The organism is Nocardioides sp. WG-D5, assembly GCF_054031175.1.
On record NZ_CM132928.1, the window covers coordinates 2,296,002 to 2,319,863 of the forward strand.

22 protein-coding genes are annotated in these 23,862 nt (G+C 69.4%); 12 read left to right on the forward strand and 10 right to left on the reverse strand.

Features of this window, described 5'->3' with window-relative positions; translation table 11 throughout:
• Positions 1-187 precede the first annotated feature (187 nt).
• Together ACWZJV_RS11240 and fbaA are read right to left on the reverse strand one after the other, a co-directional pair.
• Positions 188-1,915 (reverse strand): fibronectin type III domain-containing protein, encoded by a 1,728-nt coding sequence (locus tag ACWZJV_RS11240; protein ID WP_457181496.1) that lies wholly within the window; start codon positions 1,913-1,915, stop codon positions 188-190.
• 264 nt (positions 1,916-2,179) lie between these two features.
• Positions 2,180-3,202: a class II fructose-bisphosphate aldolase gene (gene fbaA, locus ACWZJV_RS11245; RefSeq protein WP_008360465.1), complete on the reverse strand. Its 1,023-nt coding sequence runs from the start codon at positions 3,200-3,202 to the stop codon at positions 2,180-2,182.
• A gap of 162 nt (positions 3,203-3,364) precedes the next feature.
• Between fbaA and ACWZJV_RS11250 the strand changes: the two genes are divergently transcribed.
• Positions 3,365-4,504: a hypothetical protein gene (locus tag ACWZJV_RS11250; protein ID WP_457181497.1), complete on the forward strand. Its 1,140-nt coding sequence runs from the start codon at positions 3,365-3,367 to the stop codon at positions 4,502-4,504.
• On the forward strand, positions 4,501-4,986 hold the full coding sequence (locus ACWZJV_RS11255) for a SigE family RNA polymerase sigma factor (protein ID WP_040756042.1): 486 nt from the start codon (positions 4,501-4,503) through the stop codon (positions 4,984-4,986). Before ACWZJV_RS11250 ends, ACWZJV_RS11255 begins: the two co-directional genes overlap by 4 nt.
• A 6-nt stretch (positions 4,987-4,992) precedes the next feature.
• Here the strand turns inward: ACWZJV_RS11255 and ACWZJV_RS11260 are convergent, their stop codons facing one another.
• The gene (locus tag ACWZJV_RS11260; protein ID WP_457181498.1) at positions 4,993-6,492 is read right to left on the reverse strand and encodes a fibronectin type III domain-containing protein; all 1,500 of its coding nucleotides are present in this window, start codon (positions 6,490-6,492) and stop codon (positions 4,993-4,995) included.
• A gap of 286 nt (positions 6,493-6,778) precedes the next feature.
• Here ACWZJV_RS11260 and ACWZJV_RS11265 point away from each other — a divergent pair, with 286 nt between their 5' ends.
• On the forward strand, positions 6,779-7,555 hold the full coding sequence (locus tag ACWZJV_RS11265) for a septum formation family protein (protein ID WP_457181499.1): 777 nt from the start codon (positions 6,779-6,781) through the stop codon (positions 7,553-7,555).
• 79 nt (positions 7,556-7,634) lie between these two features.
• Here the strand turns inward: ACWZJV_RS11265 and ACWZJV_RS11270 are convergent, their stop codons facing one another.
• Entirely contained in the window at positions 7,635-8,324 is a 690-nt protein-coding gene (locus ACWZJV_RS11270; protein ID WP_457181500.1) for a TrmH family RNA methyltransferase, read from the reverse strand.
• Positions 8,325-8,380: 56 nt separating this feature from the next.
• Here ACWZJV_RS11270 and ACWZJV_RS11275 point away from each other — a divergent pair, with 56 nt between their 5' ends.
• Positions 8,381-9,160 (forward strand): DedA family protein, encoded by a 780-nt coding sequence (locus tag ACWZJV_RS11275; protein ID WP_457181501.1) that lies wholly within the window; start codon positions 8,381-8,383, stop codon positions 9,158-9,160.
• Here ACWZJV_RS11275 and ACWZJV_RS11280 read toward each other — a convergent pair.
• Positions 9,157-10,323 (reverse strand): aminotransferase class I/II-fold pyridoxal phosphate-dependent enzyme, encoded by a 1,167-nt coding sequence (locus ACWZJV_RS11280; protein ID WP_008360451.1) that lies wholly within the window; start codon positions 10,321-10,323, stop codon positions 9,157-9,159. The two genes, ACWZJV_RS11275 and ACWZJV_RS11280, sit on opposite strands and share 4 nt — an antisense overlap.
• A 57-nt stretch (positions 10,324-10,380) precedes the next feature.
• On the opposite strand from ACWZJV_RS11280, the gene pyrE reads away from it, so the two are divergent.
• On the forward strand, positions 10,381-10,917 hold the full coding sequence (pyrE, locus tag ACWZJV_RS11285) for an orotate phosphoribosyltransferase (protein ID WP_008360449.1): 537 nt from the start codon (positions 10,381-10,383) through the stop codon (positions 10,915-10,917).
• Positions 10,918-10,959: 42 nt separating this feature from the next.
• Positions 10,960-11,634: a DedA family protein gene (locus ACWZJV_RS11290; protein ID WP_008360447.1), complete on the forward strand. Its 675-nt coding sequence runs from the start codon at positions 10,960-10,962 to the stop codon at positions 11,632-11,634.
• 6 nt (positions 11,635-11,640) lie between these two features.
• On the opposite strand, the gene ACWZJV_RS11295 is transcribed toward ACWZJV_RS11290, so the two are convergent.
• The 4 genes from ACWZJV_RS11295 to clpB all read right to left on the reverse strand — a co-directional run bounded on the left by ACWZJV_RS11295 (position 11,641) and on the right by clpB (position 16,894).
• The gene (locus ACWZJV_RS11295; RefSeq protein ID WP_457181502.1) at positions 11,641-12,321 is read right to left on the reverse strand and encodes a hypothetical protein; all 681 of its coding nucleotides are present in this window, start codon (positions 12,319-12,321) and stop codon (positions 11,641-11,643) included.
• Between the two features lie 62 nt (positions 12,322-12,383).
• Entirely contained in the window at positions 12,384-13,460 is a 1,077-nt protein-coding gene (locus ACWZJV_RS11300) for a hypothetical protein (protein ID WP_457181503.1), read from the reverse strand.
• Positions 13,461-13,623: 163 nt separating this feature from the next.
• Positions 13,624-14,214 (reverse strand): chloramphenicol phosphotransferase CPT family protein, encoded by a 591-nt coding sequence (locus ACWZJV_RS11305; RefSeq protein ID WP_457181504.1) that lies wholly within the window; start codon positions 14,212-14,214, stop codon positions 13,624-13,626.
• Positions 14,215-14,308: 94 nt separating this feature from the next.
• Entirely contained in the window at positions 14,309-16,894 is a 2,586-nt protein-coding gene (clpB, locus tag ACWZJV_RS11310) for an ATP-dependent chaperone ClpB (RefSeq protein WP_457181505.1), read from the reverse strand.
• 155 nt (positions 16,895-17,049) lie between these two features.
• On the opposite strand from clpB, the gene ACWZJV_RS11315 reads away from it, so the two are divergent.
• From ACWZJV_RS11315 to ACWZJV_RS11330, 4 genes are all read left to right on the forward strand, one after another.
• Positions 17,050-17,484, forward strand: a complete 435-nt coding sequence (locus ACWZJV_RS11315; RefSeq protein ID WP_196872628.1) for a hypothetical protein — start codon at positions 17,050-17,052, stop codon at positions 17,482-17,484.
• Positions 17,472-17,705 carry a hypothetical protein gene (locus ACWZJV_RS11320; RefSeq protein WP_196872627.1) on the forward strand — a complete coding sequence of 78 codons (234 nt, stop codon included), beginning with the start codon at positions 17,472-17,474 and terminating at the stop codon, positions 17,703-17,705. The genes ACWZJV_RS11315 and ACWZJV_RS11320 overlap by 13 nt, the downstream gene beginning before the upstream one ends.
• A 171-nt stretch (positions 17,706-17,876) precedes the next feature.
• Positions 17,877-19,139 (forward strand): lytic transglycosylase domain-containing protein, encoded by a 1,263-nt coding sequence (locus ACWZJV_RS11325; RefSeq protein WP_457181506.1) that lies wholly within the window; start codon positions 17,877-17,879, stop codon positions 19,137-19,139.
• A 179-nt stretch (positions 19,140-19,318) separates the two neighbouring features.
• Positions 19,319-20,182, forward strand: a complete 864-nt coding sequence (locus ACWZJV_RS11330) for a hypothetical protein (RefSeq protein ID WP_008360433.1) — start codon at positions 19,319-19,321, stop codon at positions 20,180-20,182.
• Between the two features lie 85 nt (positions 20,183-20,267).
• Here the strand turns inward: ACWZJV_RS11330 and ACWZJV_RS11335 are convergent, their stop codons facing one another.
• Positions 20,268-22,496 carry a transglycosylase domain-containing protein gene (locus ACWZJV_RS11335; RefSeq protein ID WP_457181507.1) on the reverse strand — a complete coding sequence of 743 codons (2,229 nt, stop codon included), beginning with the start codon at positions 22,494-22,496 and terminating at the stop codon, positions 20,268-20,270.
• Between the two features lie 178 nt (positions 22,497-22,674).
• Here ACWZJV_RS11335 and ACWZJV_RS11340 point away from each other — a divergent pair, with 178 nt between their 5' ends.
• Both ACWZJV_RS11340 and ACWZJV_RS11345 read left to right on the forward strand, forming a co-directional pair.
• On the forward strand, positions 22,675-23,529 hold the full coding sequence (locus tag ACWZJV_RS11340; RefSeq protein ID WP_457181508.1) for a DUF692 domain-containing protein: 855 nt from the start codon (positions 22,675-22,677) through the stop codon (positions 23,527-23,529).
• Position 23,530: 1 nt separating this feature from the next.
• Entirely contained in the window at positions 23,531-23,860 is a 330-nt protein-coding gene (locus tag ACWZJV_RS11345; protein ID WP_457181509.1) for a hypothetical protein, read from the forward strand.
• Positions 23,861-23,862: the final 2 nt, after the last annotated feature.

Consider the following 23,862-nt stretch of genomic DNA (forward strand, 5'->3'; position numbering starts at 1 on the left):
TTTCTATGCCTACTCTGTGGCCACGACTGACGCAGACTTGGTGTCGGTCACCCAAGATCGTCGGATGTCCAGGGCTTGTGGGGGGCGCTGGGCATCCGACTCCTTGATTTTGGGACGACCTGCCTCTGAATACGACAGGGCGGGGAGAACCTTTCGGCTCTCCCCGCCCTGTTTCTGTGCGTATGTGCTAGAACACCGCAGCCACGGCGCTCGTCACCGAGTCGACGATGTCGCCCAGCAGGCCACCCTCGTCCTCCTCGGCCGGAGCCTCCTCGGTCGCCTCGTCAGCAGGCTCCTCGGTGGTCGGCCGCGCGGCCGGGCTCTCCGACTCGCTCGGCGTCGCCTCCGGCTCGGCCGGCTCCTCGGCAGCAGGCTCCTCGGCGGTGTCGTCGCCGCCCGGCAGGATGTCGTCCAGACCCGGCAGCAGCGGCGCGTCCTCCTCGGTCGGCTTCTCGATCGGAGCCACCTCGTCCGGAGCCTTCACGTCCGGGGCGTCGGACGGAACCGGGCTGTCGCCCGGAGCGTCGGACTTGTCCTCGCCCGGGGTGTTCGAGCGGAGCGCGGTGTTGCCCTTGAGCGGCTGGGCCTCGCTGCCGTCGGAGTTCACCGTCAGCGCGCGGCTCGGAGCCGACTCGTTGCCGTCACCGTCGATCGCCGTCACCGTGACCCGGACCGAGTCCCACAGGAGGATGCAGGTCACGCTGTAGGTGGTCTGGCCCGTGGTCGTGCCACCGACGCAGATTCCGCCGGTGACGCTGACCCGGTAGTCGATCTCCGCAGCAGGCGTGACACCGTCCTCGTCCGTCGACGGGTTCCACGCGAGGTCGAAGCCGAGCGGGCCCTCGTTGGTCGCGTCGAGACCGGTCGGGACCGTCGGCGCGATCTTCGTGGTCGTGCCCGAGACGCCCTCGGAGCGACGGGACTCGTTGCCGGCACCGTCGACAGCCTGCACGGAGTAGGTGTACTCCGTGCCGGCCTTCAGGCCGGTGTCCTCGAAGGAGGTGTCGTTGAGAGCCGTGAGGAGCTCACCGTCGCGGTAGAGGTTGTAGGACACGTCGCCGACGCCGTCGGTGTTGTCCTCGGCCTCGGACCAGCTCACGTTCAGCGTGCTGTCGCTCGGGTCACCCTCCTCAACCGTGAGGTCCTGAGGAATCTGCGGCGCCGTGACGTCCATGACGCAGTCGACGTCGTTGCTGTCCGCGGACTCGTTTCCGGCCTTGTCGGTCGCGGTGACCGAGAACGTGTAGGTCACCCCTGCCCGAAGATCGGGGAAGGTCGCCGAGGTCCGGTCGGTCTCACCCGGGTCGCCGGCGTTGGGACGCGACGTCACCGTGTAGTGGTCGATCCCGCTCTTGTCCTTGGCCTCGGACCAGTCGATGGTCGCGGAGGTGTTGCTGTTCACGACACAGGAACTGACCGTGACCGCGTCAGGAGCCGTCTCGTCGTCCTCCGGGTCACCGGGGCCGGGGTCCTCCGGACCGGGGTCCTCGGGGCCGGGGTCCTCCGGGCAGAGCAGGTCGAAGGGGAGCAGGCAGTCGTCCGGCGGCGTGGTCGGCTCGCCGTCACCCGGCGGGGTGGTCGGCGGCTCCGGCTCCTGGCACTGGGTCAGATCCGGGCGGATCTCACAGATGTCCACACCGGCACCCGGCGGACGGGTGTCCTCACAGGCGCTCGGGTCGAGCTCACAGGTCGGCGTGCTGCCCGAGGGAACGTTGCCCGCGGGGATGAAGGTCACGCCGGTGTTGGCGGCCGGGACGATGTCGTCGTCGACGATCTCCGGGTCGTCGGAGTCCTTCTCCGACGGCTTGTCGTCGGGCTCAATCGTGTCAGGATCGCTGGGGAGCGATGACTCCCCGGTTGTCGGATCCTTCTTCGGCGAGCTCTCCGGGTCGCTGTTTACGGTGCAAGAGAACAAGACGAGAAGCAGGATCAGGATGATCGCGCCTATGACGATTCCGCCGATTGTGCGGTTTCGCGCAGTGGTTTCCATTCCGAGGATGTCCCTCCCAAGATCAACGCCGAGGGGACGGTTCGACTGTCTTACCCGTGAGTCGCCGTCCAGCCAGGGCATTGAATCGCTTTACCAATGACCGGCACAACGACATAAGCCCGTGTTTGCTATGCCGTGTGCCACAAACGTTTTCCGAATCGGGACCATTGGCCGTCCCCGGCGTGTCGCTCAGCCGATGGAGTTGCCCGCAGAACCGAGATGCTGGGCACCCTCGACGACCCGAGCGGCCATACCTGCCTCCGCGAGCTTGCCCCAGACGCGAGGATCGTACTGCTTCTTGTTTCCGACCTCGCCGTCGACCTTGAGAACGCCGTCGTAGTTGGCGAGCATGTGGCCGGCGACGGCACGGGTGTAGGCGTACTGGGTGTCGGTGTCGATGTTCATCTTGACCACGCCGTAGGAGACGGCCTCGGCGATCTCCTCGGCGCTCGAGCCCGAGCCGCCGTGGAAGACGAGGTCGAACGGCTTCGACCCGGAGGGCAGGCCGAGCTTGGCGACGACCGCGTCCTGGGCGTCACGCAGGATGGAGGGACGGAGCTTCACGTTGCCCGGCTTGTAGACGCCGTGCACGTTGCCGAAGGTGAGCGCGGTCAGGTAGCCCTCGACACCGAGCGCGTCGGCGGTCGCGATGGCGTCCTCGGGGGTCGAGTAGAGCTTGTCGTCGATCGCACCGACGATCCCGTCCTCCTCGCCACCGACCACGCCGACCTCGATCTCGAGCACGATGTGAGCTGTCTTGGCCAGCGCCAGCAGCTCCTGGGCGATCTGCAGGTTCTCGGCCAGCGGCACCGCGGAGCCGTCCCACATGTGGCTCTGGAACAGCGGCGCCTCACCGCGCTGGACGCGCTCGGCGGAGAGCTCGAGCAGGGGACGTACGAAGCCGTCGAGCTTGTCCTTGGGGCAGTGGTCGGTGTGCAGCGCGATGTTGACGTCGTAGGACTTGGCGACCTCGGTCGCGTACGCCGCGAAGGCCACCGAGCCGGTCACCATGTTCTTGACCGTGGGGCCGGAGAGGTACTCCGCGCCACCCGTGGAGATCTGGATGATGCCGTCCGAGCCGGCCTCCGCGAAGCCGGCCAGTGCCGCGTTGAGCGTCTGCGACGAGGAGACGTTGATCGCCGGGAAGGCGAACCCCTTCTCCTTCGCGGTCGCGAGCATCTCGGCGTACTTCTCGGGGGTGGCGATGGGCATCTGGGGGTCTCCTTGAAGATCCGTTGTCGACCGGTGCGCTGGTGGCCAGCGTAATGCGCTCCCGGGCCACCCCGCCCAACGCCCGCAGTTGGATCGATCAACCAGGACAACCGATCTGCCACGAGATCCGTATCCACGGGTGAGACTGACCTTGGAGGCATCATGGACTGGCAGGAAACCCTGGAACGGGCGATCCCCCACCCCCCGCCCGCACAACCCGACCCCGCCGCGCTCGTGGCGGACGGGAAGAGACTCGTACGTCGCCGGCGGCTCGCCGTGGTCGCCGGCTCGGTCGCTGCGGTCGCCGCGGTGGTCGGGATCGGCGCGGTCGTCGACCCCTCGCGCGACCACGCCGACCCCGAGCCCCCGATCGCGACGCGGTCGACAGCTGAGGAGGAGGCGCCCGAGGTCGACATCCCCCTGAGCGACCTCGCTCCGGTGGCCTACGACTTCGACACCGGCGAGACCAGGTTCCAGAAGGGCTGGACCGAGGTGGACCGGCTCGGAGCCCTCACCACCAGTGACTCGCTGGCGGTCGCGGTAACCGACGGAGAGAAGACGATCTATGCCTACTTCCCGCAACCGGACGACGTCTCTTTCACCGACGCATCCCGCACCGCGAAGGACTTCCGGACGTGGGCACGTGAGCTTCCCGACCACCTGCCGGACACCACATGGGAAGCTGGCGGCCGGCTCTCCGTCGGCGGGAGCGGCTGGAAGATCGTCCGCGAGATCTCCAACCCGTTCGGATACGACGCTCCCTGGGACTCGGTCGGAGCGGTCATCGAGCGAGAAGGCCTCGAGGAGTGGCTCTTCTTCCGACAGAGCCAGACAGCCCTGTCGCTGGCACCCGACGGCGGCTCGACGTATGCCATTCCCGGCCAGACCATCGACGACTGGCTGACAAGTATCGAGAAGTCGGATCGCACGGCCTACCGTCCGAACGACCGCAACCTCGGGGAACCAGCCATCACCCATGCGGTCGAGTTCAGCGGCTCGACTCTCGTCCCCACCGAGGACGGAGTGAAGATCCTCGAACAGGTCGCCGACCCGGACATCAACGATTCCTTTACGGCCGACACGTCGCAGACCGCTGCCGCCCGGATCACGGTCGAGGGCGAGGAGCAGTACGTCTTGGTCCAGGAGAAGGAGAGCGCCACCCGGACGAAGAACGTCTCGTGGGCCTTCGCCTACCACCTGCGTCCGGCCCCGTACGCCGAGGACCGGGGCCCGGTCTCGCTCGAGGATTTCGCCGCGATCGTCAGGCGGAACAGCGGTCCCAAGGGAGGGCCGTGGGCATGAGCGCGCACGACGAGGCCTTCACCACGTTCGTCGCGGCCCGGCGGTCGCACCTGCTGCGCGTGGCGTACGCACTGTGCGGCGACTGGCACCGGGCGGACGACCTGGTGCAGACCTCCCTGATCAAGCTGTACGCCGCGTGGCGGCGGGTCGAGTCCGGCGCGGAGGAGGCGTACGTCCGGACGATCCTCGTCCGCGCCCACATCGACCAGACCCGGCGGCCGTGGTGGAAGCGGGAGCGGTCGGGCGACCTGCCCGAGCGGTCGGGTCCCGCGGAGCAGGTCGAGGAGCGGTCCGAGCTCTTCGACGCGCTCCAGGAGCTGCCGGAGATGCAGCGCAAGGTGGTCGTCCTGCGCCACTGGCTGCAGCTGTCGGTGGCCGAGACCGCCCGCGAGCTGCGGATCAGCGAGGGCACCGTCAAGAGCCACTCCTCGCGGGGACTGGAGGCGCTGCGGAAGCGGCTGGAGGCCGCCGAGCCCGCCTGAGGCGGTTCAGCAGATGGCGTCGAGCACGCCCTCACCGATCTCGGCGGTGAGGGCGTCGCCGCCGTCGCGGAGGACGCCGGCGGTCTGCGTACGCCGGGTGTCGAGGTGGTGGGCCCAGTTGCGGTCACCGAGGCCACCGAGCATGTAGGCGGGCGCGAGTCCGAACCACTCGGCGCGGGAGGCCTCCGACCAGGCCAGGGCGTCCGGATGGCTGGACTTGTAGAAGTTGACCATGAAGCCACCCTCGAAGAGGCGTACGACGGTGTAACCGCCGGGGTACTCCTTGACGGCACCGCCCTCGAAGTAGGGAAGTGTCGCGGTCTCGGAGCTGGTCGAGAGGTGGTTGCGGTGGGTGTGGCCGGCATAGACGCCGACCGCGTTGTCGTAGCCGGCGAGCAGGGTCCGGAACCGGCGCGCACCGTCGGCGTCGACCTTGTTGTCCTGCTGGCTGGCGGGGTGGTGGAACAGCGGGATCGTCAGGTCGCCGCGGCCCAGCTCGGCCTCGAGGAACTCCAGCTCGCTCGCGCGGAGGACACCCGTGCTCTCGCCGTCGTTGGAGTCCAGGCCGACGAACCGGTACGTCTGGCTGCCGGTGCCGTAGCCGACCGAGAAGTGCTGCGTGCCGGGCTCGAAGCCGGCGTCGAACTCCCCACCGAACCGGTCGACCAGCTCACCCTCGACGGCCCCGGTACGGGCGCGATCGTGGTTGCCACGCGTGACGAAGTAGCGGGGTGCATCGCCCCTGCCGAGACGGGTGACGCCACCGAGGGTGCCGAAGCCGTCCAGGGCGGTCCTGGTCTCGGCCAGTGCCTCGGCCTCGGCCTCGTTGGAGAGGTCGCCGTTGGCCAGCAGGAGGTTGCAGCCGCGGGCCCGCGACTCGGCCACCGCTGCAGCACCCATGGTGCGCCAGTAGGGATGCTCCGGGTCGACCGGGATGCCCGGCGGCAGCCCGCCGCCCGGGAAGCCGTCGATGCCGACCGCGAGCCCGGCGATCTGCTCGCCGAAGTGCAGGTCGTTGAGCCAGGCGACCCGACCCAGCTCGCGGCCGGCGGGGCGCTTCAGCGTGGTGAAGGTCGACGGGGCCGCCCACGGGGTGACCGGGCTCGGACCGGCGACGATCCCGTTGCTCTCCGCGCGCCAGTGATAGGTGGTGTCCGGCTGCAGCCCGGTGATCTCGACGTGGTGGTAGGCCGTCGGGCCGTGCGAGCCGGCCTCGCGCCAGGTCGAGGGAAGGAGCGAGGTGCCGATCAGGACCCGGCCGGGCGCCTGCAGCGCCGCTGGGCGGCCGAAGCCGTCGCGCCGCAACGGGTCGCCGGTGAACCAGGTGACCACCGCGCTGGTGTCGGTGACCGTCACCAGCTCGGCGTGCATCGGCACCGCCAGCCCCGACTCCGCCGCCTGGGCCGCCAGGCTCCAGCTGTCCGTGGCAGCAGCCGCCGGGAAGGTCGCCGCGACCAGAGCGGAGTATCTGAGCAGGGTCCGGCGCGACAGGTTCGTCTGGCACATGCCGGTCAGCATGCCGCGTACGGATGAATGGGGCGTGACGCCCTGCGGACCGATCCGCGCATTGCGGGCAGCGGTCGTGGAGTCCCCCGCTGCCGCCCGGCCCCGAGGCCACGCACCCTAGAAAAGGGGCACATCCGGGCGACCCGGAGTTAACTTTAGCGGATCAGGTTTTCATCGAGGACACCGGGGCGTAACCGCTTTACAACCACCCGAATTGACTATGCCCCGCCCGGCATCGCGCTGCGATGATTCAGCCCGCCCCATCCCTTGATCCGAAAGCACGATCATGTCTCGCCTTCGTGCCGGCGCGCTCGCGCCTGCGCAGACGCCCGTGATGGCGGCCCTCATCCTTGGGCTCGTCGTCGGCGTCTTCTCCCTCATCGGTCTCACCGCCCCCAAGGCCGACGCGGCGGTGCCGCCCAAGCCCACGGTCGGCACCTGCTACAACTACGGCTGGACCGCCTTCAACGCGCTGTCCCAGACCGGCAAGAAGGTCTCCTGCAGCGACGCCCACACCGCGAAGACCATCGCGCTGGGAACGCTTCTGTCCGGGACGACCCGCACCCAGGAGTCCATCACCCGATCGGCCAGCGCCGCTCACATCTCCAAGACGTGCATCCGTGCGCTCAGGGACAAGCTGGGCAGCACCTACTCGAAGCGGAACCAGTCGGCGTACGTGTGGGCGTTCTTCGTGCCCAACGCCGAGCAGTTCAGGGCCGGCCAGCGCTGGTTCCGCTGCGACGTCGCGCTCCCGGGCAAGGAAACCCTCAAGAACCTGCCGACCAACCGCGCGAAGTTCCTCGAGGGCGTCGCGCTGACCCAGCGCACCCGGGGCTGCCTGAGCTCGACGTACGCCGGGCCGTACTCCTGCCTGAGCTCGCACACCTACAAGTCGATCTCCGCCTTCAAGAAGGCCGGCACGACCTACCCGACCACGGCCTCGTTCGAGCGGGCCGTCGGCAACAACTGCCCGAGCCGCACCAGGGCTTACAGCAAGCCGAGCAAGTACGAGTGGCAGACCGGCGACCACTGGGTCGTCTGCTACGAGCGGAACACCAACTGATCCGCTGATCGTTCACGACGCTCGATCCCCCGGGGTGCTTCCCCGGGGGATCGCTGCGTTTTCACGTGATCGGCTCCGGTCAACCGCGCCAGGCGTCCTCGGAGGACAGGTCGGCGTGCTGGACGACCCAGGAGTGCATCGCGATCGCCGCGGCGGCGGAGGCGTTGATCGACCGCGTCGACCCGAACTGGGCGATCGAGAAGGTGCCGTCGACGCTCGCGCGCGCCTGCTCGGACAGGCCCGGACCCTCCTGCCCGAAGAGGAAGCACACCGACCTGGCCAGCTCCATCGTCTCCAGGTGGAGCGAGCCGGGCAGGTTGTCGATGCCGAGGAGGCGTACGCCTCGCTCGTGGAGGTAGGCCGCGAGCGCGGGCACGTCGGGGTGGTGATGGACGTGCTGGTAGCGGTCGGTGACCATCGCGCCGCGGCGGTTCCAGCGCCGGTTGCCGACGATGTGCACCTCGGCGGCGAGGAAGGCGTTGGCGGTGCGGACGATGGTGCCGATGTTGAAGTCGTGCTGCCAGTTCTCGATCGCGACATGGAAGCCGTGGCGGCGCTGGTCGAGGTCGGCGACGATCGCCTCGAGGGTCCAGTAGCGGTAACGGTCGACCACGTTGCGGCGGTCACCGTTAATCAGCAGCTCGGGGTCCCAGTGCTCCCCCTCGGGCCACTCCCCCTGCCACGGGCCCACGCCGACCTCGGGCTGCCCGTGGGGCATCGGGTCGTACGGCGCTCGGGAATCGTCCTCGGACGGTCGTGTCTCGTTCATCGGCGAGTCAGAATATTCGACAACAAGAGTTGTTACCTATGGGTACCGTAGGGCGCGTGACAGGTGCGGGGAATTTTGCGCCGATGGTGGCCGGTTTGGAATGGATGAGTCCGGACTTTCTGCTGGCCACTTTCGGCGAGCCGCTCTTCTGGATCAGCCTCATCATCATCTTCGTCGAATGCGGTCTTTTCTTCCCGTTCCTACCCGGCGACAGCCTGCTGATCGCACTCGGGATCTTCATCGCGACGGGCAAGATCGACATCTTCCCCGGGCCTCCCGGCCTCGAGATCGTGATCGCGATGCTCTTCTTCCTCGCCGCCGCTTTCGCGGGCAACGTGACCGGATATGAGATCGGGCGCAAGCTCGGGCCGCGTCTCTATGAACGCGACGGCCGCTTCATCAAGAAGCGACATCTCGAACAGACCCGGGAGTTCTTCGACAAGCACGGCAACAAGGCGTTGGTGATCGGGCGTTTCATCGCCTTCGTACGCACCTATGTCACCGTCGTCGCCGGGGTCACCCACATGGACCGGCGGCGGTTCTATTTCTGGAGCTTCGTCGGCGGCGTGCTGTGGGTGCTCGCGGTGACGTTGTTCGGGTTCTTCGTCGGCGCGCGCTGGCCCTGGCTGGCTGACAACGTCGACTACCTGATCCTGCTGCTCTTCGCGCTCGCGTTCGCGCCCGCGATGGTGGAGTGGTGGCGCCGGCGGCGTACGGCCTCGCGGCTGGCCGCGGACCTCGACCACGACGGTCACCCCGACCGGGACATCCTCGGGATGACGGTCCGGCCGCGCACCTCCGAGGACGAGGACGCGGACCGCCGGGCCGACCACTAGCGACGCAGGTCGCCCCGGGCGAGGCGCTCCAGGGCCTCCTCGATCACCTCGCGCTGCTTGGTGAACGTCCACCTGACCAGGTGCTTCCCGGCATCGGTGTCGTAGAACCCCTGCAGCGGGATGGCCACGACGCCGGCCCGCTCCGGCAGCGCCCGGCAGAACTCCAGACCGTCGCTCCACCCGAGGTCGGTGATGTCGGAGACGGCGAAGTAGGTGCCCTCCGGGATCGTCACGTCCAGGCCGATCCCCTTCAGCCCGTCACAGAGCAGGTCGCGCCGCCCCTGCAGATCGAGGGCGAGCTCCTTGGGCCAGTGGTCGAGGTGCTCCAGCGCGTACGCAGCCGCCGGCTGCAGCGGGGCACCGGAGGTGAACGTCAGCCACTGCTTGGCGCCCAGCAGCGCCTGGACCAGGTGCTCGGGGCCGGTCGCCCAGCCGACCTTCCAGCCGGTGAAGGAGTAGGACTTGCCGATGCTCGACAGGGTCAGGGTGCGCTCGCGCATGCCGGGGAGCGTGGCGATCGGGATGTGCGGGGTGCCGTCGAAGGTCAGGTGCTCGTAGACCTCGTCCGAGACCACCGTCAGATCGTGGTCTCGCGCGAAGGCGGCGACCGTCTCGAGCTCCTCGCGGGTGAGCACCGTGCCGGTCGGGTTGTGGGGAGAGTTGAGGAGGAGCACCTTGGTCGCCTCCGAGGCGGCCGCCTCGAGCGCTTCACGGGGCAGCCGCCCGCCCGGAGCGGACTCGTCCAGGCTGAGCGTCACCGGGCGACGTACGCCGCCTGCGAACTGCACCATGGCCGGGTAGCTGTCGTAGTAGGGCTCGACGAGGATCACCTCGTCGCCCGGGTCGACCAGGGCTAGGATCGCCGCCGCGATCCCCTCGGTCGCGCCGGTGGTCACCGTGACCTCGCGCGCCGGGTCGAAGGTGAGGCCGTAGTGGCGCTGCTGGTGGGCCGCGACGGCCTCGCGCAGCGCCGGGATGCCGGGGCCCGGGGCGTACTGGTTCCGTCCGCTCTCCAACGCGGCGACGGCTTCCTTGATGATCTCCTCGGGCCCGTCCACGTCGGGGAAGCCCTGGCCGAGGTTGACGGCGCCGGTGGAGGCGGCCAGTGCCGACATCTCGGAGAAGATCGTCGGCGGGATGCCGTGGAGTCGTCGTGCCGTCATGCCGCCGCCCCTATGGTCGTTCGCTGGCGCTCACTCATGCCACTTAGGCTAGGGGTCGTGACCACGGATCAGACCCTAGCTGCCGACATCGACGCCACCTGCCGCCTGCACGGGGAGTTCACGCTCCGCTCGGGGCAGGTCAGCGACACCTACTTCGACAAGTACCTCTTCGAGGCCGACCCGGCGCTCCTGGAGCGGGTCGCGGCACGCATGGTCGAGCTGCTGCCGGAGGGCACCGAGGTGCTCGGCGGGCTGGAGCTCGGCGGCATCCCGATCGTGACCATGGTGTCGGCCAAGACCGGCATCCCGGCCATCTTCATCCGGAAGAAGGCCAAGGAGTACGGGACCGCCAAGCTCGCCGAGGGGCCGTCCTTCTCGGGCAAGAGGGTCACCCTGATCGAGGACGTCATCACGTCCGGCGGCGCGGTGCGCGACGCGGTCAACGCACTCCGTCCGCTTGGTGCGATCGTGGACACTGTCGTGTGTGCGATCGACCGGTCGCCCGAGCCCGGTGAGTCCCTGCGAGACGTCGAGCTGGAGATCCGCTCGGTACTGACCCGGGCCGACCTGGACGCGGTCAACGCAGCCTCCTAGGCTTCGGCCGCCCGGCCCACCCACACACTCGAAGAGAGCCCCATGATCCTGACCTCTACCCAGCCCGAGGAGCTCACCGGCGTCGCCGGCTGGGCGGTCGACCTGATGGACAAGCTCGGCCCGGTGGGTGCTGGGCTCGGCATCGCGCTGGAGAACCTCTTCCCGCCGCTGCCCTCCGAGATCATCCTGCCGCTGGCCGGCTTCACCGCCGCCCAGGGCCGTTTCACGATCGCCGAGGCGCTGATCTGGACCACGCTCGGCTCGGTCGTCGGCGCGCTCGCGCTCTACCTGATCGGTGCGCTGATCGGCCGCGAGCGGGTCTACTGGGTCGGCGAGAAGCTGCCGCTGGTCAAGACCTCCGACCTGGAGAAGACCGAGGCGTTCTTCGAGAAGTACGGCGCGTGGACGGTCTTCTTCGGCCGCTTCATCCCGATCTTCCGGTCGCTGATCTCGGTGCCCGCCGGCGTCACCCGGATGCCGATCTGGAAGTTCCTGATCCTCACCACCGTCGGCTCCGCGATCTGGAACACCATCTTCGTCGTCGCCGGCTACCAGCTCGGTGACAACTGGGAGAAGGTCGAGCCGATCGTCGGCCGGTTCCAGAACATCGTCATCCTGGTCGTCGGGGTGGCCGTCGTCGCGTGGATCGCGGTGCGCGTCTACAAGATGGTCCGCGGCTCCGACAACGGCGCCAAGGACGACTCGCTCGTCTCCTAGCTCTGGCTAGAACTGCTGGTGCGTCGGCGGTGTCGGTCCCGGCACCGCCGACGCTGGCTGCTGCCAGGGGTCGCCGGGTGTGCGCCGGGCGAACCAGGTGCCTGCTCGGCCTGCGTACAGCATCACGATCGCGGCGATGATCACCGCCGGAAAGACCACCACGAAGAGCGAGAGCAGCGCGGCGATCGAGCCGACCACGGTGAGCAGGACCCTGGCCACCTTGGAGCGGAACAGCACCATGATCCCCAGCGGGATCGCGATCAGGCTCAGCACGCCGCACACGGCGAACCAGATCACCATTGCCAGCGTCACGCCCTTGTCCGAGGACGACGGGTCGTTGTAGTCGGCGATCCCCGCCGGCACCATGAACAACGAGATCAACAGCGCGATCACCGACCCGACGATCGTCATGATCGATGCCGCGACGACCGTCCCCGGCCGGGTGTCGGGATCGGGTTGCGGGTAATAAGGGCGGAGGTACGCCGGGGGCTGCTGCCCCATCGCGTACTGGCCGTAGGCCGGCGGTGCCTGGCCCCATCCCTGGGGCTGCTGCGGCGTCGGCTGGGTCGGCTGGGGGACGGCGTACGGCTGGGGTGAGGCGTACGGCGTCGGGGGCGGCGGCTCCTGCCCCTGGAACGGCGGCTTGCCGCCGTAGGGGTTGTCGAAGGAGCCGTACTGATCTGACATGCCGCGGAGCCTATCCGGCCCGCCGGGTCAGCTGCCTTGCTTTAAGGCTTCGCGCCTCGGGTTCAGCCACGGAACCAGGCCGCGACCTCGGGTCGCAGCAGGAACGAGAAGGTCGCCACCGCTGCGCCGAAGAGGACCACGGCCGGCGGGAAGGCGAGCGCGAAGAGGAGCAGGGAGAGCGCCGAGACGCCGGCCGAGATCATCAGTGCGATCCGGGCCCAGGAGTGGCGGCGGATCGCGAAGACGGCGAAGACCCCGGCGGCGACGCAGACGAGCGCCACCAGCACGGCCATGATCCAGGCCGAGGCGATGATGACGTCGGCGGTGTAGAGCCCCGCCACGTCCCGCATCGCCGGATCACTCTCCGCCTGCTTGCGCACCTGATCGAGGATCAGGTCAGGGTTGGCGGTCGCGGTCACCGCCGAGGCAAGCATCATCAGCGCGGTGAACCCGGAGCCGATCCAGGTGAGCACGGCCGCCGCCATCACGGCGCCGGGGCGGCGCGTGGGCGCTGCCTTGGTCGGCTGGGCGACCGCACCGGTCCACGGCGGCGGCTGCTGCGCCGAGAGGCGGGCCGGGCCGGTGGTCGGGGATGTCGAGGCGGTCGACGCGGTCGGGGCGGTTGGGCCTGTCGGGGCCTCGGGCGGGGTGGGCGCGACGTACGACTTCTGGTCCGGGTCGCCGCTGTCGAGAGCCTCCCGCTTCGTCGGGGAGACCCCGTCGAACCAGTCGCGGGTGGGTGACATCCACAGGAGTACGACGGCGACGGCCGACAGCGTCGACCAGAACCCGCCACCGAACATCCCGGCGAAGAAGAGCGGCGCCGCGATGACCGTGAGCGCGAGCCGGGCCTGCTTGTTGCGCTGCAGCACGTGCCAGCCGAGGATCACCGCTGCGGCTGCGATCGCGCCGGTGACCAGCGCCATCACGTGCATGAGGGTCAGAATGCTGTCGAGGCCGATCCCCGAGCCGGCCAGCGGCGGCTCGGCCAGCACCTCCTCCACCCGCTCCCGGGTGTCCAGGCTGCGCAGCCCGGCGATCTGGTCCCAGGCCGTCACCACCGTGAGCAGTGAGCCGAGCACGATGAGCCACCCGGCGAGGGTGGCCTGACCTGGGCGGGGAAGCTTCGTTTCAGACATGTCGGGAATCATTTTCTCATCCCGGCCAACTTCGCCTGCCGAGAGGTCACGCGCGTCGGCCGAGACGCCGCCCGCGTCGGCCGAGCGGGCACGGCGATGACGGCTCGGCCGACGCAGCTGACGCCTCGGCCGACCGGGGTGACGCCTCGGCCGACGTACGTGCCTACTCGGCGTGGCCGAGACGGAGGCGGTCGAAGGCCTTGGGCGCGGTGAGAGCGGGGAGAGCGGGGAGAGCGGGGAGAGCGGGGAGAGCGGGGAGAGCCTCGGCGATCTCCTTCGCGCATGCCGCCGGGGTCGCGGCGGTGGTGTCGACGCGGATGTCGTAGGGATGGGAGTAGACCAGGGTCTGCGATCGAGCCAGACCCGCAGGGCGGTCGCCGCGGGCGGCCTCGCGCCGCTCGAGCTCCTCGGGCGAGCACCAGACCTCGACGAGGGTGACGTCGTAGCCCTCGAGCACCTCGAGCAGGTCGTCGAGCCGCCAGGTCTCGCTGAGCGGGTAGTCCATGATCACGTCGTTGCCGACCGAGGCCAGGGCCGCGACGGCGCGGTGATAGCCGAGCCGGGTACGCCGCAGCATCTCCGCGATCCCCGCCTCGTCGAGCTCCCGCGTGTGCACCGTCGACCGCATCCCGCTGATCCCGTCGACCGGCACCAGGAACCACGGGTCCTCCAGCAGCGGCAGCAGCTCCCGCCCGACGCTGCTCTTGCCCGAGCTCGACGCCCCGTTGAGCAGGATGATCCGACCAGTCCGCATGCGTGGAGGCTACCCACCTGCCGAGGCGTCACGTACGTCGGCCGAGTGGGCATCTGAGTGCCCACTCGGCCGACCGGGGTGACGCCTCGGCGGCTCAGACCTTCAGGGTGAGGCCGTCACCGTCGCGGTCGACGGTCACCTGGCCACCGTCGGAGACCTCGCCGCCGATGAGCTTCCGGGCGAGCGGGTCGCCGATGGCGGACTGGATGAGGCGGCGGAGGGGGCGGGCGCCGTACGCCGGGTCGTAGCCGGTCTCGGCGAGCCACTCCCGAGCCTCGGGGGTGACGGAGATCGAGATGCGGCGGGCGGCCAGGCGCTTCTCCAGCAGACCCAGCTGGATGTCGACGATCTTGGTGAGGTCGGCCAGCGAGAGGGCGTCGAACATGACGACCTCGTCGAGGCGGTTGAGGAACTCGGGCTTGAAGGATCCCCGGACCACGGCCATGACCGACTCGTGCTTCGCGTGCTCGTCCAGCACCGGGTCGACCAGGAAGTTCGAGCCCAGGTTGGAGGTGAGGATGAGCAGCGTGTTGCGGAAGTCGACCGTGCGGCCCTGACCGTCGGTCAGGCGACCGTCGTCGAGCACCTGCAGCAGGATGTCGAAGACCTCGGGGTGAGCCTTCTCGACCTCGTCGAGCAGGACCACCGAGTAGGGGCGACGGCGCACCGCCTCGGTCAGCTGACCACCCTCGTCGTAGCCGACGTAGCCCGGAGGCGCTCCGACCAGCCGAGCGACCGAGTGCTTCTCGGAGTACTCGGACATGTCGATGCGTACGATCGCGCGCTCGTCGTCGAAGAGGAAGTCGGCCAGCGACTTGGCGAGCTCGGTCTTACCGGTGCCGGTCGGACCCAGGAACAGGAACGAGCCGGTGGGGCGGTTGGGGTCGGCGATGCCGGCCCGAGAGCGCCGGACCGCGTCGGCGACGGCCGTGACCGCGGACTTCTGCCCGATCAGGCGCCGCCCGATGACGGACTCCATCTCGAGCAGCTTGGCCTGCTCGCCCTGGAGCATCTTGCCGGTCGGGATGCCGGTCCACGCCTCGACCACCTCGGCGATCTGCTGGGCGGCGACCTCCTCACCGACCAGCCGGTCGGTGACCTCGTCCTCGGCAGCAGCCGCCGCGGCGATCTGCTCCTCGAGCACCGGGATCTTGCCGTAGAGGATCTCGGACGCCTCGCCCAGGGACCCCTCACGCTGCAGCCGCTCGGCCTCGATGCGCAGCGCGTCGAGCTGCTTGCGCAGGGCACCCTCACCCTCGAGAGAGGCCTTCTCCCGCTCCCAGCGAGCCTCCAGCCCGCGGAGCTCCTCCTCCTTGTCGGCGAGCTCCTTGCGCAGCGCCGCGTGGCGCTCCAGAGATGCGTCGTCGGACTCCTTGGAGAGCGCGAACTCCTCCATCTTCAGCCGGTCGACAGCACGACGGAGCTGGTCGATCTCCTCGGGGGACGACTCGATCTCCATCCGCAGCCGGGACGCGGCCTCGTCGATGAGGTCGATCGCCTTGTCGGGCAGCTGACGGCCGGTGATGTAGCGGTCGGACAGGGTCGCGGCGGCCACCAGCGCGGCATCGGTGATGCGAACACCGTGGTGGGCCTCGTACTTCTCCTGGATCCCGCGCAGGATCTGCACGGTGTCCTCCACCGACGGCTCACCGACGAAGACCTGCTGGAAACGACGCTCCAGGGCGGGGTCCTTCTCGATGCGCTCGCGGTATTCGTCGAGCGTGGTCGCACCGATCATGTGCAGCTCACCGCGCGCGAGCATCGGCTTGAGCATGTTGCCCGCGTCCATCGCGGAGTCGCCGCCGGCGCCCGCGCCGACGACGGTGTGGAGCTCGTCGATGAAGGTGATGACCTGCCCCTCGGCGGCCTTGATCTCCTCCAGGACGGCCTTGAGCCGCTCCTCGAACTGACCGCGGTACTGCGCACCGGCGACCATCGCCGCCAGGTCGAGGCTCAGCACGCGGCGGCCCTTGAGCGAGTCGGGTACGTCACCGGCGATGATCCGCTGGGCGAGCCCCTCGACGACGGCCGTCTTGCCGACGCCGGGCTCGCCGATGAGGACCGGGTTGTTCTTGGTGCGCCGGCTCAGGACCTGGATGACCCGGCGGATCTCGGCGTCACGGCCGATGACCGGATCCAACTTCCCGCGCTCGGCGGCCTCGGTGAGGTCCTGGGAGTACTTCTCCAGCGCCTCGTAGGAGTCCTCGGCGTCCTGGCTCGTGACCCGGCGGTTGCCGCGGACCGCCTTCAGCGACTCGCGCAGCCCCTTCTCGGTGAGCCCGGCGCCCTTGAGCACCTTCTGCGCCGACGACTCGACCGTGGCCAGCGAGATCAGCAGGTGCTCGGTGGCGGCGTAGTCGTCCTTCAGGGAGGTGGCCAGCGTGATCGCCCCGGCAAGAACGCGGGTCAGCGCACCCGAGGCAGCGGGCTGCTGCACCGTCGACCCGCTGGCGCGCGGGAGACCGGCGAGGTCGGCAGCCGCCGCTCGCGTCAGCTCCTCGGCGTCCACACCGGACTTGGTGACCATCGACGTCGCCGTGCCCTCGTCCTGCTGCAGCAGCGCGACCAGCAGGTGGATCGGCTCGGTCGTGGTGTTGCCCGCCGTCGTGGCGGAGAGCTGCGCGGCCTCGATGGCCTCGCGAGCCTTGGTGGTGAACTTGTCTGCCGAAAACTGGCTCATCTGTCTCTGCTCTCCTCCTGGGGACGCACCTGAGTCTGCCGCGAGTGCCTGTCACCCGCATCTATCTCAACACAACCAAAGTTGAGTCTGTTCCACTCAACTTTGACATTTTTATATTGCGGCGGCGGCCCAAGCGAATCGGGCACACTGCTCCCGTGGACTCCCGAGGCGCCGTACGCGACCAGCTCGCCGCGCGCCAGCGTGAGGTGCTCGACGACCTGCTGGCGGGACGTACGCCGCCGGGGTTCGACGCGGCCGGAACGACCGCGACGACGCAGGTGCTGCACCACAAGCGCTCCTCGGCCGCGCACCACGCCGCCCCCGAGCTCGATCTGCTGCCGGGCTGGCGCGCCCGATTCCATGCCTGGGCGGCGCAGCATCCGCAGCAGGGCTGCGCCCACGACGACGTACGCGCCTTCCTGGCCACCATCGACGAGGGCTGGCTCCGCCTCCACGATGTCTATGACGGCCGGCGGCGGTGGGCGCTCACCCGGATCGCCGGGCGCCGCGTACTCACCATCGGTCTCGGCTCACAGATCTGGCACCTCGAACGCCGCACCTGGAAACGGAGCTCCCCGTGGAAAACCTGATCGTCATCGTCGTCCTCGGCCTGATCATCCTCGGGTGCCTCCAAGCCGCCTTCGCGAGCAGCCGAGGCAACCGCCGCCGAGGCCCCCGCAGGCGCAACCGCGGCGGCAGCTGCAGCTCGAGCTCGTGCGGCTCCACCTACGACGGCGGCAACAACCACGACAGCTCCTGCAGCAGCTCCTCCTGCGGCTCGAGCTGTGGCGGTGGAGGCGGCGGCGACTGACCCCGCCCCCGCCGAGCGGCTCGTCCCGACCACATCCCCACAGAGCCGTACATGCGTAGTTTCGGGGATTCTCGGCCCGGATCGCGCGCAGCACGTCATGGCGGGGATCACATGATGGCTGGATCGGTGACATCGATCCAGCACCCGCCCGACACGAGGATGTGACCGCGGATGACCTCCCGACCAGGTCTGCTGCTCAAGGCAGCGGCGCTTCCCGTTGCCGCCGCCACCGCGGCAGCCGCCGCCTGGACCATCCAGGCGATCCAGGAGGGTCGGCCGGTCGACGCCACGGCCAGCGTGCGGCAGGTGCCGATCGAGGTGCCGATCGAGGTGCCGGTCGAGGTGCCGACCCAGGAGCTGAGGCCGCCGGTGAGCGTCTCCGCGGTCGAGCCGATCTCCAGGGCCGTTCCCGCCCTGGCGGTCGAGCCGACCACGTACGCCGCCGGTGTCATCCCCCAGACCGCGCTCTCGGCCTACCAGCGCGCCGCGACCGTGCTCGCCGACGCCGACCCCGGGTGCCGTCTCGACTGGTCGCTGATCGCCGCCATCGGGCGGGTCGAGTCCGACCACGGCCGAGCCGGCGGTAACGCGCTGTCCGTCTCCGGGGTCGCGACGCCCGGGATCTTCGGCGTACCCCTCACCGGGGCCGCCGGCACCGCACGCATCTTCGACACCGACGGCGGCACCTACGACCGCGACCTCGTCCACGACCGCGCCGTCGGGCCGATGCAGTTCATCCCGTCGACCTGGTCCACCGTCGGGGTCGACGCCGACGGCGACGGCCGCCGCGACCCGCAGGACGTCGACGACGCCGCGCTCGCCGCCGCGGTCTACCTGTGCTCGGGCTCCGCCGACCTGTCCACCGAGGCCGGTCAGCGCTCGGCGGTGCTGCGCTACAACCACAGCGAGGCGTACGTCTCGGCCGTCCTGCAGATCGCCGAGGGCTATCGCCTCGGCACCTTCGAGGCGCCGACCGGTGTCGTCCTGCCCGCCGCGCAGATCCCGGTCACCTCGCCCGCCGACCTCGAGCCGCTCTCCGGCGCCTCGCCGAGCGCTCAGCCGCCCCGGCCCTCCTCCGGTGAGTCCTCGGAAGGAGCGGACACCGGTACGCCCGGTGCCGACTCGACCACGCCTTCGTCCCCGTCGCCCTCGCCCACCTCCGAGGCGTCACCGACCGGCTCCCCCACCGAGACGCCGACGGACACACGCACCGACACGCCCACCGACACGCCCACCGAGACGCCCACCGAGACGCCCACGACGCCCCCGACGGAGACACCCACCGTGGACCCGGCTCCCACCGAAACCCCGACCGAAACCCCGACCGAGACACCATCCCCGACCCCGTCCGAGACACCGTCCGAGACACCCTCCGCCACGGCGTCGTCCACCACCGAGCCAGGCGAAGCAGAGACCACGGCGCCCACACCCTGAGGCCCGGCCCAGAACGTGCTCGCTTCGACACACCCTCCCCCGCCGGTCGAACCGCCGCAGCCGCCGCGGCGAACGTGTCGAGGCGAACACCCTTCGGTTGGGTTAAATCGCGTTACAACCCCGCCGGGTACGGGCACACTAAAGGCGCCGCTTGACTCCCCCACCAGGAGCCGCCCCGGATGCTCACCGACAACGACCGCCTCGTTGCCCATGTGGCGCGCCTCGGCGAGGAGCACCCGCCGATCCCGATGGACTCCGTCGACTTCACCGTGAACGACCCGGCCGGCTTCGGCGCCCGCTTCGGCCACGTGCTCGACTACATGGCTCGGGTCGAGCTCGAGGTCGACCGCAACGTACTCGAGATCTCCACGATGCTGCCCAACCCGCCCGAGGTCGACAAGCGGTTCTACGCCGAGGTGTGGCAGCCGCAGGAGATCCAGCACGGGCTGATCCTCGACCGGCTCCAGCAGGTCGTCGGGCGGCCGCCGGCGACCACCGATCTGGACCATGTCGGCCTGAAGCTGAAGGTGCTCGGCCTGCTGGCGCATCTGGAGCCGTTCCAGGACGTCTGCCGGATGCTCTACTACCTGACCGGGATGGCCACCGAGCGCTCCGCGGTGATCGCCTACAACCTGCTCCACGACGGGGTCGTCGAGACCGGCGAGCAGGCCGTCGCCGAGACGGTCATCGGGCCGATCAAACGCCAGGAGCCGGGCCACTACGCCTTCTACCAGCTCTCCGCCCGCGCCCACTGGGCCACGCTCGCGGCCTGGCAGAAGTGGCTGGTCAGACGCATGCGCCGGATCTCCTTCGCCCCGGTCGGGGTCAACAACGTGAGTCAGCTGGCCGACTTCGGCGACGTCATGGAGACCCTGGGCGTCGACCACGAGGGCCGCGACCTGGCGGCCGACGTGGCCCGGGTCGAGCAGGAGCTCCTCTGGGCCCGCGACCGCGGCCTCCCCGTCCCCGACTACGTCGCCCGCGCCTTCCGTGAGGCCGTCGAGGCAGCTCAGGCGCGGCGGGCGGTTCGTCTAGGTATGTAGCCGAACCCCCACTTTCCTCGCGGAGTTCCACACGGGATGTGACGGTTGGTCTGCATACCTAGACGAACCGCCCGCCCCGCGACTCCTACCCGCGCCACTTCGACACGAGCATCTCGACCGTCGCGCCCTTGATCGCGCGGCTGCCGGGAACCGTCCCGACGACGGTGCCGGCCTTCCAGCGCGACTTCACCCGCTTGCCGACGACCGGCTTGAACCCGGCCGCCTTCAGCCGGGCGGTGGCCTTGGCGATCGAGAGCCCCTCGACCTTCGGGATCTTGATGCCCTTGCCGTTGATCACGCTGGCGCCGGGGCGTACGAAGTTGGCGGAGCCGAGCTTGCCGTCGATCGCTCGCATCGCGTCGGCCCACATCGGGCCGGCGACGGTGGAGCCTGAAGCCGAGGCGATGTAGCCGCCGCGCAGGCGCTGGCCGTTGAGGGTGACCCAGTTGCCCTCGTAGTTCGCGCCCGCGATCATCGAGGAGGTCGCGAGCTTGGGCGTGTAGCCGTTGAACCACACCGCGCGGTTGCTGTTGGTGGTCCCGGTCTTGCCGGCGGCCGGCACGCTCAGCGCGAGCTTCTGCCCGAACCCACCCGGCTGCAGTACGCCGCGGAGGATGTCGTTCATGGCGTCCGCCGTCCCGGCGCGCATCACCTGCTCGCACGAGGCCGGGTACTCCTTCATCGTCTTCCCGTCCGGCCCGAGGATCGCGGTCACCGGCCGCGAGTCGCAGTGCTTGCCGCGGGCACCGAACGTCGCGTACGCCTCGGCCATCTCCAGCGGGCTGACGTCGACCGGGCCGAGGGTGAACGACGGCACCCGCTCGTGGGCGGGATCGGTCAGATGGACGCCCATCTTCTTCGCGAGCGCGTAGGGAGCGCAGACGCCGGTGAACTGCTCGAGCTGCACGTAGAAGGTGTTCACCGACTCCCGGGTGCCGGTGTAGAGGTTCTTGTTGCCCGAGGTGGTCGAGTTGCCGACCGGGTAGGGGTTGGGGTTGAAGTTGCCCTCGCCGGGACAGTTGGCGAAGGACGCCTGGTTGAACGTCTTCTTCTCCGGCGACTTGATCTCCTGGCGGAGCGGGAAGCCCTTCTCGATCGCCGCGGCGCCGACGAAGACCTTGAAGGTCGAGCCGGCCTGGAAGCCGTTGGCGTCGCCGTACTCCTTCGGCACCAGGTAGTTGAGATAGGACTCGCCCTTGCGACGGCTCTCGCCCATCGGCCTCGACTGCGCGAGCGCCTTGACCATGCCGGTGCCGGGCTCGACCATCGCCAGGGCGCCGACCGCGTCGTCGGTCGGCGAAACATGCCGGCTCACCGACTTCTGCGCCGCCTTCTGGAAGCTCGAGTCGAGGGTCGTCCGGATGGTCAGGCCGCCGGTCTGCAGCAGCCGCCAGCGCTCGGCCTCGGTCTCGCCCAGTGACTCGTCGGCGAGCAGCCACCGCAGCGCGTAGTCGCAGAAGAACTCCGCCGACGAGCCGAAGCAGCCGTTGCGGCTGTCCTGCACGTTGAGCCCGAGGTCGCTCTCCTTGAGCTTCTCGGCGTCGGCCCGCGGCAGGTCGCCGACCTGGGCCAGCCGCTCGAGCACCAGGTTGCGCCGGGCCAGGGTGGCGTCGGGGTAGTCGGTCGGGTCGTAGCCGGTCGGGTTCTTCACCATCCCGGCCAGCATCGAGGCCTGCCCCCAGGTCAGGTCGGCGGCGTCGACGCCGAAGTAGTGCTTCGCGGCCGCCTGGACCCCGTAGGCGGAGTCACCGAAGTAGGCCGCGTTGAGATAGCGCTCGAGGATCCAGTCCTTGTCGTGGTTCTCCTCGAGCCAGATCGCGTAGCGGAGCTCGCGGATCTTGCGGGCCGTGGACTTCTCGGTCGCCGCCGCGCGCTCCTCGTCGGAGTCGGCCCCGTAGACGAGGGTCGTCTTGACCAGCTGCTGGGTGATCGACGAGCCACCCTGCACCGCACCCGACTCCGAGGCCGAGTTGCGCAGCAGCGCCCGCAGGGTGCCCTTGAGGTCCATCGCGCCGTGCTCGTAGAAGCGGCTGTCCTCGATCGCGAGCAGCGCCTTCGGCATGTTGGGCGAGATCTGGTCGAGCGCCTTGTAGGACCGGTTCTGGTCGTAGAGGGTCGTGATCACCTTGCCGTGCACGTCCAGGATCCGCGTCGTCTGCGACAGCTCGCCCATGTCGATGTCGAGGGGCAGGTCGTCCATCACCTCGGCGCCCGACTTGGCCGCGACACCGGTCAGATGGATGAACGGGATCGCCATCCCGGAGGCCACCAGCCCCGTCACCGCGGCAACGCCGATGAGAGCCGCGAACCGCATCACGACGCGATGAAAAGGAAGGGAACGAACGACTTTGCGCGCCAAGATGGGGGGCTCCTACCCGGGCCTCGGGCCAGGACCGGCGGTGGAAACTGAGCAACGGGAAACGTTGCCAGAATACCGGACCGGCGAAGGAATTCGGGAGACGATCGACCACCGTCCAGACCACACTTGGTGCATGACACGACAGGTCCAGGGGGTGGCGGTGGCCTGGCGCCCGTCGATTGCGGACCTCCTCGTCTCCTACGCCTCGTCCGGCCGTCTCGGGTTCACCGAGGTCGTCGCCGAGAATCTCTCCGTGGAGCGGCTGCCTGCCTCGCTCACGTCGCTCGGAGTGCCCGTGGTCGTGCACGGGGTCGAGCTGGGTCTCGGCGGCGCGGCGGAGCCATCTGCCGAGCGCCTGGCTCATCTGGCCGGGCTCGCCGAGGCGATCGACAGCCCGTTCGTGTCCGAGCACGTCGCGTTCGTACGCGCCGCCGACTCCCCCTCCCATCTCCACGGCGACGTCTTGGAAGCCGGCCATCTGCTGCCCCCACCGCGCACACGGGAGTCGCTGGACGTGCTGTGCGAGAACGTACGCATCGCTCAGGGCGCGCTCCCCGTCCCGCTCGCCCTGGAGAACATCGCGGCGCTCTTCACCTGGCCCGAAGACACCTACACCGAACCAGACTTCATGACCGAGCTCGTCGAGCGCACCGGCGTAGGCATCGTCCTCGACGTCGCCAATCTCTACGCCTCCGCAAGCGCTCGCGGCACGGACCCCGCAGCCGAGCTCCGACGCTTTCCGCTCGAAGCCGTGGCGTACGTTCATGTGGCCGGCGGCATCGAGCGCGACGGCCTCTATCTCGACACCCATGCCCACCCGATGCCGCCGCCGGTGCTCTCGCTTCTCGAGACCCTGGTCGACGCCTACGCCGGGCGAGACCTGCCCGGCATCATGCTCGAGCGCGACGGTGACGTCTCACCCGAGACGGTCGCTCCGGAGTTCGAGAACCTGGCCAGAGCAGTCGATCGGACTGCGTCGAGGAGCTGACATGGACCTGCTCATCGGACTCGTATTTCTGGGAATCATCGCGGCCGTCGTCCTATCGGTCGCCCTGACGATGGTGTTCAGCCACAGCAACCTGCGCCGCAACAGCCGGCGCAGGCAGCGCAGGCGGCGGCACGGCGCACCGATCCACCGCGGTCACGAGCGGGTCACCTGGGGCGCGGACACCGGCTTCAGCTGCTCGTGGTCCGGCGCCCAAGGCGGAGACGGTCGCTCAGGGGACGGCCACAGCTCGTCCTCGTGCAGCAGCGCGTCATGTGGCGGGGGCTCGTCGTGCGGCGGGGGCTCGTCGTGCGGCGGCGGAGGCGGCAACTGAGC

What these genes read in the sequence shown, in the direction of transcription:
- fbaA (WP_008360465.1), bottom strand. Translation starts at nt 3,202, where the DNA reads ATGCCCATCGCCACCCCCGAGAAGTACGCCGAGATGCTCGCGACCGCG.
- ACWZJV_RS11250 (WP_457181497.1), top strand. Translation starts at nt 3,365, where the DNA reads ATGGACTGGCAGGAAACCCTGGAACGGGCGATCCCCCACCCCCCGCCC.
- ACWZJV_RS11255 (WP_040756042.1), top strand. Translation starts at nt 4,501, where the DNA reads ATGAGCGCGCACGACGAGGCCTTCACCACGTTCGTCGCGGCCCGGCGG.
- ACWZJV_RS11260 (WP_457181498.1), bottom strand. Translation starts at nt 6,492, where the DNA reads ATGTGCCAGACGAACCTGTCGCGCCGGACCCTGCTCAGATACTCCGCT.
- ACWZJV_RS11265 (WP_457181499.1), top strand. Translation starts at nt 6,779, where the DNA reads ATGTCTCGCCTTCGTGCCGGCGCGCTCGCGCCTGCGCAGACGCCCGTG.
- ACWZJV_RS11270 (WP_457181500.1), bottom strand. Translation starts at nt 8,324, where the DNA reads ATGAACGAGACACGACCGTCCGAGGACGATTCCCGAGCGCCGTACGAC.
- ACWZJV_RS11280 (WP_008360451.1), bottom strand. Translation starts at nt 10,323, where the DNA reads ATGACGGCACGACGACTCCACGGCATCCCGCCGACGATCTTCTCCGAG.
- ACWZJV_RS11290 (WP_008360447.1), top strand. Translation starts at nt 10,960, where the DNA reads ATGATCCTGACCTCTACCCAGCCCGAGGAGCTCACCGGCGTCGCCGGC.
- ACWZJV_RS11295 (WP_457181502.1), bottom strand. Translation starts at nt 12,321, where the DNA reads ATGTCAGATCAGTACGGCTCCTTCGACAACCCCTACGGCGGCAAGCCG.
- ACWZJV_RS11300 (WP_457181503.1), bottom strand. Translation starts at nt 13,460, where the DNA reads ATGTCTGAAACGAAGCTTCCCCGCCCAGGTCAGGCCACCCTCGCCGGG.
- ACWZJV_RS11305 (WP_457181504.1), bottom strand. Translation starts at nt 14,214, where the DNA reads ATGCGGACTGGTCGGATCATCCTGCTCAACGGGGCGTCGAGCTCGGGC.
- clpB (WP_457181505.1), bottom strand. Translation starts at nt 16,894, where the DNA reads ATGAGCCAGTTTTCGGCAGACAAGTTCACCACCAAGGCTCGCGAGGCC.
- ACWZJV_RS11325 (WP_457181506.1), top strand. Translation starts at nt 17,877, where the DNA reads ATGACCTCCCGACCAGGTCTGCTGCTCAAGGCAGCGGCGCTTCCCGTT.
- ACWZJV_RS11330 (WP_008360433.1), top strand. Translation starts at nt 19,319, where the DNA reads ATGCTCACCGACAACGACCGCCTCGTTGCCCATGTGGCGCGCCTCGGC.
- ACWZJV_RS11335 (WP_457181507.1), bottom strand. Translation starts at nt 22,496, where the DNA reads ATGCGGTTCGCGGCTCTCATCGGCGTTGCCGCGGTGACGGGGCTGGTG.
- ACWZJV_RS11340 (WP_457181508.1), top strand. Translation starts at nt 22,675, where the DNA reads ATGACACGACAGGTCCAGGGGGTGGCGGTGGCCTGGCGCCCGTCGATT.
- ACWZJV_RS11345 (WP_457181509.1), top strand. Translation starts at nt 23,531, where the DNA reads ATGGACCTGCTCATCGGACTCGTATTTCTGGGAATCATCGCGGCCGTC.